The sequence below is a fragment of the Streptomyces sp. NPDC047515 genome (assembly GCF_040643055.1).
Classification (GTDB): Bacteria; Actinomycetota; Actinomycetes; order Streptomycetales; family Streptomycetaceae; genus Streptomyces.
Genome location: NZ_JBEYTM010000121.1, coordinates 1 through 6,662, shown reverse-complemented (window position 1 = coordinate 6,662; position 6,662 = coordinate 1). Strand labels below are relative to the sequence as shown.

General features: G+C 73.2%; 5 protein-coding genes and 2 pseudogenes. 4 read left to right on the top strand and 3 right to left on the bottom strand.

Annotated features, from left to right (window positions below; all coding sequences use genetic code 11):
- Positions 1 to 325: 325 nt before the first annotated feature.
- Together ABZ826_RS38520 and ABZ826_RS38515 are read right to left on the bottom strand one after the other, a co-directional pair.
- Complete coding sequence (locus ABZ826_RS38520) at positions 326 to 1,555, bottom strand: acetyl-CoA C-acetyltransferase (protein ID WP_361459139.1); 1,230 nt, start codon at positions 1,553 to 1,555, stop codon at positions 326 to 328.
- A gap of 132 nt (positions 1,556 to 1,687) precedes the next feature.
- On the bottom strand, positions 1,688 to 2,671 hold the full coding sequence (locus ABZ826_RS38515) for a LysR substrate-binding domain-containing protein (RefSeq protein WP_361459137.1): 984 nt from the start codon (positions 2,669 to 2,671) through the stop codon (positions 1,688 to 1,690).
- A gap of 197 nt (positions 2,672 to 2,868) precedes the next feature.
- Here ABZ826_RS38515 and ABZ826_RS38510 point away from each other — a divergent pair.
- The 3 genes and pseudogenes from ABZ826_RS38510 to ABZ826_RS38500 all read left to right on the top strand — a co-directional run.
- Positions 2,869 to 3,111: pseudogene (locus tag ABZ826_RS38510) on the top strand (3-oxoadipate--succinyl-CoA transferase subunit B); the annotation flags it as partial.
- A gap of 40 nt (positions 3,112 to 3,151) precedes the next feature.
- Entirely contained in the window at positions 3,152 to 4,711 is a 1,560-nt protein-coding gene (locus ABZ826_RS38505; protein ID WP_361459135.1) for a 3-hydroxyacyl-CoA dehydrogenase, read from the top strand.
- A 236-nt stretch (positions 4,712 to 4,947) separates the two neighbouring features.
- Positions 4,948 to 5,340 (top strand): VOC family protein, encoded by a 393-nt coding sequence (locus tag ABZ826_RS38500; RefSeq protein WP_361459133.1) that lies wholly within the window; start codon positions 4,948 to 4,950, stop codon positions 5,338 to 5,340.
- 22 nt (positions 5,341 to 5,362) lie between these two features.
- Here ABZ826_RS38500 and ABZ826_RS38495 read toward each other — a convergent pair whose 3' ends face one another.
- Positions 5,363 to 6,061, bottom strand: a complete 699-nt coding sequence (locus tag ABZ826_RS38495) for a DUF6597 domain-containing transcriptional factor (protein WP_361459131.1) — start codon at positions 6,059 to 6,061, stop codon at positions 5,363 to 5,365.
- A 52-nt stretch (positions 6,062 to 6,113) separates the two neighbouring features.
- Here ABZ826_RS38495 and ABZ826_RS38490 point away from each other — a divergent pair.
- Positions 6,114 to 6,431: pseudogene (locus ABZ826_RS38490) on the top strand (CU044_2847 family protein); the annotation flags it as partial.
- Positions 6,432 to 6,662 lie beyond the last annotated feature (231 nt).

The window sequence follows — 6,662 nt, the reverse complement described above, 5'->3', positions numbered from 1 at the left end:
TCCCGAACCCCCACCGTCACCCTCGCCGCATGAATGGGACCAACACCCCCAAAACCGACAGCGCGGGATTGACGAACGACATAGAGGCACCCCCCTGGCCCTCAAGGCATTGGGGGAGTGCGTGCCAGGGCGTGGCCGCCCGATCAGAGGCCGCCCGACAGGCTCTCAGGCGCTCCGTCCCCCTCGCCGCCGGTACCCAACGCGCCCTCGCCCCGGCCCTCAGGGGGAGAAGTGCGTCGACGGCTGCGCCACGCGCGCCGGCTTCGCGGACCCTGAATCGCGGCTGCGGTGGGACGCCGTGCGTCCCACCGCCGACGGCCCCACCTCAGGAAGCGATGCGTTCGAAGATCGCGGCAAGGCCCTGGCCCCCGCCGATGCACATGGTCTCCAGGCCGTACCGGGCCTCGCGGCGGTGCAGTTCGCGGGTGAGCGTGGCGAGGATACGGGCACCGGTGGCGCCGACCGGATGGCCGAGGGAGACGCCGGAGCCGTTGACGTTGATGCGCTGCTCGTGGTCGGCATCACCGAGTCCCCACTCGCGTGTGCAGGCGATCACTTGGGCGGCGAAGGCCTCGTTGACCTCGATCAGGTCGAGGTCGGCGAGGGTGAGTCCGGCGCGGTCGAGGGCGGCCCGGGTCGCCGGGACGGGACCGATGCCCATGGTCGCGGCGGGCACCCCGGCGCGCGCGAAGGAGACCAGCCGGACCAGCGGGTCGAGGCCGAGCCGTTCGGCGGTGGCCGCGCTGGTCACCAGGCAGGCGGCGGCCGCGTCGTTCTGCCCGCTGGCGTTGCCGGCCGTGACGGTCGCGGCGGGGTCGGACTTCGCCATGATCGGCCGCAGCGCGGCAAGTTGCTCGGCGGTGGTGTCGGGGCGGGGGTGCTCGTCCGCGGTCACGACGGTCTCGCCCTTGCGGGTCCGTACGGTGACGGGAACGATCTCCGCGTCGTACCGCCCCTGCGTGGCGGCCCGGCCGGCGCGCTGTTGCGAGCGCAGCGCGAGGGCGTCCTGGTCGGCGCGGCTGATGCCGTAGGCACGGCGCAGGTTCTCGGCGGTCTCGATCATCCCGCCGGGCACGGGGTGGTTGATGCCGCCCGCGGTCACCCGACCCCTGGCCAGCGCGTCGTGGAGCTGGAGACCGGGGCCCTTGATGCCCCAGCGCCCTTCGTGCGTGTAGTACGGGGCTGCGCTCATCACGTCGACGCCGCCCGCGATGACGACATCGCTGAAGCCCGCCCGGATCTGCATCGCCGCGTCGAGGACGGCCTGGAGCCCGGAGCCGCAACGGCGGTCGGTCTGGGAGCCGGTGACGGTCTGCGGCAGCCCGGCGTCGAGGGCGGCGACCCGCCCGATGGCGGGGGCCTCGGCGGACGGGTAGGCGTGCCCGAGGATGACCTCGTCGACCGTGGCCGGATCGATCCCGGTGCGGGCGACGACCTCGGCGATGACGCGAGCGGCGAGCGCGGCCGGAGTCTGCTGGGCGAACACTCCGCCGAAACGGCCGATGGGGGTGCGCAGCGGTTCACAGATGACGACATCGAGCTGCTGGTCGGGCACGGCGTGACCTTTCGGTGGCGAGGGGCGCGTCTTTGCCCTTCCGGCGACGAGGGGCGTGTGTCGCCGACCCTCGCACCCGACGACGGAGTCGGTCCAATATCCAGTTCACCCTGGTTCGAGACGTGGTGCGTCTCAATTGCGGCTCACGGCGGATCGGGGCCCGGCCGGGCCCACGCGATCCAACGCGTCCAACGCGCCCATCACGTCCGTCGCATTTACCGGACCCGCCGGCGTGGGCAGCGCCTCCTCCGCCACCGCGAGCACCGCCCGCAGTGCGGCGGAGGGGTTGTCGGACCGCCAGGCCAGCGCCGCCTGTAGGCGGATGGGGGGTCCGGAGAGGGGGCGGTAGACGAGGCCGTTCTGCTGGATGTGCTGGACAGAGGTGACGGTGACCGTCACGCCGACGCCTGCGGCGACCAGCGCCAGGATGGTGTACGAGTCGGGCGCCTCCTGCACCACGCGCGGGTTGAACCCGGCGGAGTCGCAGGCCCCGACCATCGCATCGCGCACGGTGGAGCCGGTGTTGGCGGGGAAGGAGACGAAGGGCTCCTCGGCCAGGACCGCGATCGGGACGCTCTCCAGCCGGGCGAGCCGATGGTCGGAGGGCAGCGCACACACCAGCTCCTCCTCGTCGATCACCCGGTACGCCACCGCCGGCTGGGTCACCGGCAGCCGGACGAACCCCAGGTCGAGCGAGCCGTCCGCTACCCGGTCGAGCGCGACGTTGGCGTACGTCTGCCCCCTCATGACCAGCTCAAGGGCGGGGTGTGCGGCGCGCACGGCCCGGGTGAGGAGCGGCAGGGTCTCGTGACTGGAGGCGCCCGCGAAGCCGATGGTGACCCGCCCGTACTCGCCCCGGCCCGCCGCCTTCGCCGCCCGCACCGCGGTGTCGAGGTCGTCGAGGACGGTCCGCACCGGCTGGAGGAAGGACTCCCCCGCGCTCGTCAGCCGCACCGACCGGGTGTTGCGTTCGAAGAGCTGCACGCCCAGCTCCTTCTCCAGCTGCCTGATCTGCTGGCTCAGCGGCGGCTGGGCCATCTGCAGCCGTTTGGCGGCCCGCCCGAAGTGCAGCTCCTCCGCCACGGCGACGAACGCGGACAGATGACGCAATTCCATGTCCGCTCCTCGGACCACCGGTCCCCACCGACCGGATTCATTCATCAGACGTCTTGGTCGGACCTTAATTTGATATTGGACAGCACTCAATGGCCGCTGACACGGTGGGGCGACGCGCATACAACAGGACGCGCACGCACAGCCGGAGGAGCACCGTGGCCACGACGGACCGGGGAGACAGGACGGACGCCACGTACCGGCCGCCGGGCGCCGGTGTCACCCGGGTCATCACCGAACTGGGCATCCTGGCCCGCGCGGACATCGGCGAGGAGCTGCGGCTGGTCGCCGTCCACCCGGGCGTCACCGTCGACCAGGTGCGGGCGGCCACCGGCCGGGACCTGCGGATCGCCGACACGGTCGGGACGGTCCCCCCGCCGACCTCGGCCGAACTGCGGCTGCTGTGCGAGGACGTGGACCCGGACCGCGTCTGTCTTCGCTGAGACGGATCACATGTCACATCCCGAGAGGACCGCAACCGCCATGCGCATCAGGATCGTCGGCGCCGGGGCCATGGGCCGCGGCATCGCCCAGTGGGCGGCGACCGCCGGACACACCGTCGAGCTGTGCGACGTACGGACGGAGGCGGTGACGGCCGCCGTGGACTTCGTACGGTCCATGCTCGAACGGGCCGTGCAGAAGGGCCGGATGCCCGCCGAGGACTCCGCAGCCGCCCTGGAGCGGCTGATCCCGCTGGACGACCCGTGGGCGGCGGGCCCGGACGTGGAACTGGTCATCGAGGCCGTGCGGGAGGACCTCGACACCAAGACGGAGGTCTTCGGCCGGCTGGAGGAGGCCCTGCCCGCGACGGCCGTCTTCGCGACCAACACCTCCTCCCTGTCGGTCACCCGGATCGCCGCGGCGCTGAAGGATCCGACGCGCCTGGCCGGGCTGCACTTCTTCAATCCGGTGCCGCTGATGAGAATCGTGGAGGTGGTGCCTGGCGCGGCCACCCGTCCGGAGATCCCGCCCGCCCTCACCGCACTCGTCGAGAGCTGTGGACACCGTGCGGTCACGGTCGCGGACACCCCCGGCTTCCTGGTCAATCACGCGGGCCGCGGCCTGGTGACCGAGGCGCTCGCGCTCCTGGAGGAGACGGTCGCCGACCCGGCGGGCATCGACCGGATCGCCCGCGAGGTGCTCGGGCTGCGGATGGGCCCGTTCGAGCTGATGGACCTCACGGGTCTGGACGTGACGGCCACGGTGATCGACTCGATCTGGACGGGGTTCCGGTACGCGGACCGGCTCCGTCCCTCCTACCTCACCCCGAACCGGCTGGCCGCCGGGCTGCACGGCCGCAAGACCGGGCGCGGCTGGTTCGAGCACGGCCCCGAGGCACCCGGCCCGGCCCCCGAACCGCCCGTCACGGGCAACGCGGACCGCCCGGTGTTCGTCCACGGCGCCGCACCGCAGGGCCAGGACGCGACCACGCTGCGTGCGGCGCTGACCACGGCGGGCGCCGTCGTCGAGACCGGCACGGAGCCCTCCGCCGACGCCCTCGTACTCGTTCCGGTCTGGGGCACCACGGTGGCTTCCGCGGTGGCCGCGCACCGGCTGCCGGCGGGGCGCACCTTCGGCGTGGACCCGCTGCCCGCGGCCGGTCGGCGCCGGGTGCTGGCCGTGACCCCGGCAGCGGACCCGTCCGCCGCGCGTGACGCCCGCGCCGTGCTGGCCCGCGCCGAGGACGGCGAGGCCGGGTACGCGGTCTCGGTGGTGCGGGACACGGCGGGCTCGGTCGCCCAGCGGCTGCTCGCCTCGATCGTGTCGGTCGCGGCATCGATCGCGGAGCGCTCCATCGCCGCCCCCGCCGACATCGACCTGGCCGTGACGGCCGGGCTCGGCTACCCCGTCGGCCCGCTGGCCTGGGGCGACCGGATCGGCGCCGAGCGGATGCTGGAGCTGCACCGGGCGCTGCACATCACGACGGGCGACCCGCGTCACCGCCCGAGCCGCTGGGTGACCGAACGCGCCCAGCTCGGACTGGCGCTGACCGACCGGGGAACATCACCCGCCGACTGCACGGCGAGCACCCCGTCGCCGTGACGGCGGGGCGGTGCTGCTCGCCATGACGGCGGGGGTGAAGGGCGGGACGGGCCTGCCGGGGATCCTGCTCCCGGCAGGCCCGCCCGCACGCCGCCCACGCCGACGCAGGCCCCCTCCCCTGCAGCCCCCGCAGCCCCCCGCAGCGCCGAACGTCCTGCGGCCCCGCGGCATCGTGGTTCACCGCCCATGTCCGTTTCGTACAAGACTCGTGACAGTGTCCGTCCTACGGTCGGAGCATGACTCCACGCATGGACGCGATCGGCATCATCACCGCGGATCTGGCCGCGTCGCTCACCTTCTACCGTCGGCTCGGTCTCGACATCCCCACCGACGCGGAATCCGCACCTCACGTCGAAGTGACACTCCCGGGCGGGCAGCGCCTGTTGTGGGACACCGAGGAGGTCACCCGCTCGTTCGATCCCGAATGGGCCCCGCCGCACGGCGGGGAACGTCTCGGGCTCGCCTTTCTCTGCGACAGCCCGGCGGAGGTGGACGCGGTGTACGACGACCTGACCGGCGCCGGGTACCGGGGACATCTGAAGCCGTGGGACGCGGTGTGGGGGCAGCGTTACGCGACGGTCCTCGACCCGGACGGCTGCGCGGTGTCGCTGTTCGCCGCCAACGGCTGAGCCCGGGGCCCGTCCGGCCACCTCACGAGGGCGCCAGATGGGCGGTCAGGGTGGTCCCGGCCAGGTCGCGCATCTCCCGTGCGAGATGGGCCTGGTCGGTGCAGCCCACCGCGACGGCGGCCTCGGCGTAGGGCGTTCCGGACCGGGCGAGGGCGAGCGCGCGCTGCAGCCGCAGGATCCGGCCAAGTGTCTTGGGCCCGTAGCCGAAGGCCGCGAGCGACCGGCGGTGCAGCTGACGGGCGCCGAGGCCCACCGTCCGCGCGATGTCGGCGACGGGCCGGCCGTCACCGAGTTGCACGGCGACGGACCGCGTCAGCGGGTCCGGCGGAGCCGCGCCGACCGCTCGTCGCAGCGCGATGGCCTCCAGCCCGGCGGTGGGGTCGGGGGCTTGCGCGAGGCGCTCGGTGAGCTCCCGGACCAGCGCGCCCGGCCACAGGTCCGCGAGATCGACCCGGCGGTCGCGCAGTTCGTGCGCCGGCGCACCGAGCAGCGCGGGGGCCGTGCCGGGCGCGAAGCGGATGCCGATGTACCGCCCGCCGGTCCCGACGGCCGTCGTCGCGGCACGGGTGTCGGGTCCGGCGACGAGCAGCCGTCCGTCGATCCAGAGCAGGTCCATGCAGCCGTCCGGCAGCACCGCATGGGCCGATCCGGCCGGCACACTCAGCGTCCACAGGGTCGCGCCGTCGAACCTCGACGCCCACTCTTCGTACCTGTCGCCCATGCCGCACACGCTAACCTCGTCGGCGTACGGAATCAGCTTCCCGGGGGCGGTCATGACGGCACTGATGGAGTTCACCACCGACAGCGGCGCGACGGTCACGGTCGAGGTCGACCGCCATACGCCGGGCGCTCATCTCGTCGCACTGGGCGACGACAACACCCTGGCCAGAGCCGGGCGTACGTTCGACAGCGCACTCACCGGGATCCGTTCGGCGGCCGAGTCCGCGCTCGCGGTCTTCCGGGACGGTGCCCTGAAACCGGACGGTGTGGAGCTGGAGTTCGGAGTGAAGATCACGGCCGAGGCCGGGGCCGTGATCGCCAAGAGCGCGGTCGAGGGCCATCTGCTGGTCAAGCTGTCCTGGTCTCCCGGCGCGGCGGCGGCACCGACCGCTCCCACTACTCCGGCGATTCCCACCGCGCCCACGCCCGCACCCCCGGCGATCCCGGCGCCCACGCCCCCGGCCGCGACACCCTCACCGACCGCACCGCCCGCGTCCGCCGACTAGTTCCGTACTTCGCGGGTAGCTCGTTCAGGTCTGTGGCCAGCGGGGTTGTGTGGGTTCCAGGCCGAGGAGGTCGAGCAGGTGGAGTTGGATGCCCCG

Excerpts from the sequence above, each read along its gene's own strand:
- ABZ826_RS38515 (WP_361459137.1), bottom strand. The coding sequence starts at position 2,671 with ATGGAATTGCGTCATCTGTCCGCGTTCGTCGCCGTGGCGGAGGAGCTG.
- ABZ826_RS38505 (WP_361459135.1), top strand. The coding sequence starts at position 3,152 with ATGCGCATCAGGATCGTCGGCGCCGGGGCCATGGGCCGCGGCATCGCC.
- ABZ826_RS38500 (WP_361459133.1), top strand. The coding sequence starts at position 4,948 with ATGACTCCACGCATGGACGCGATCGGCATCATCACCGCGGATCTGGCC.
- ABZ826_RS38495 (WP_361459131.1), bottom strand. The coding sequence starts at position 6,061 with ATGGGCGACAGGTACGAAGAGTGGGCGTCGAGGTTCGACGGCGCGACC.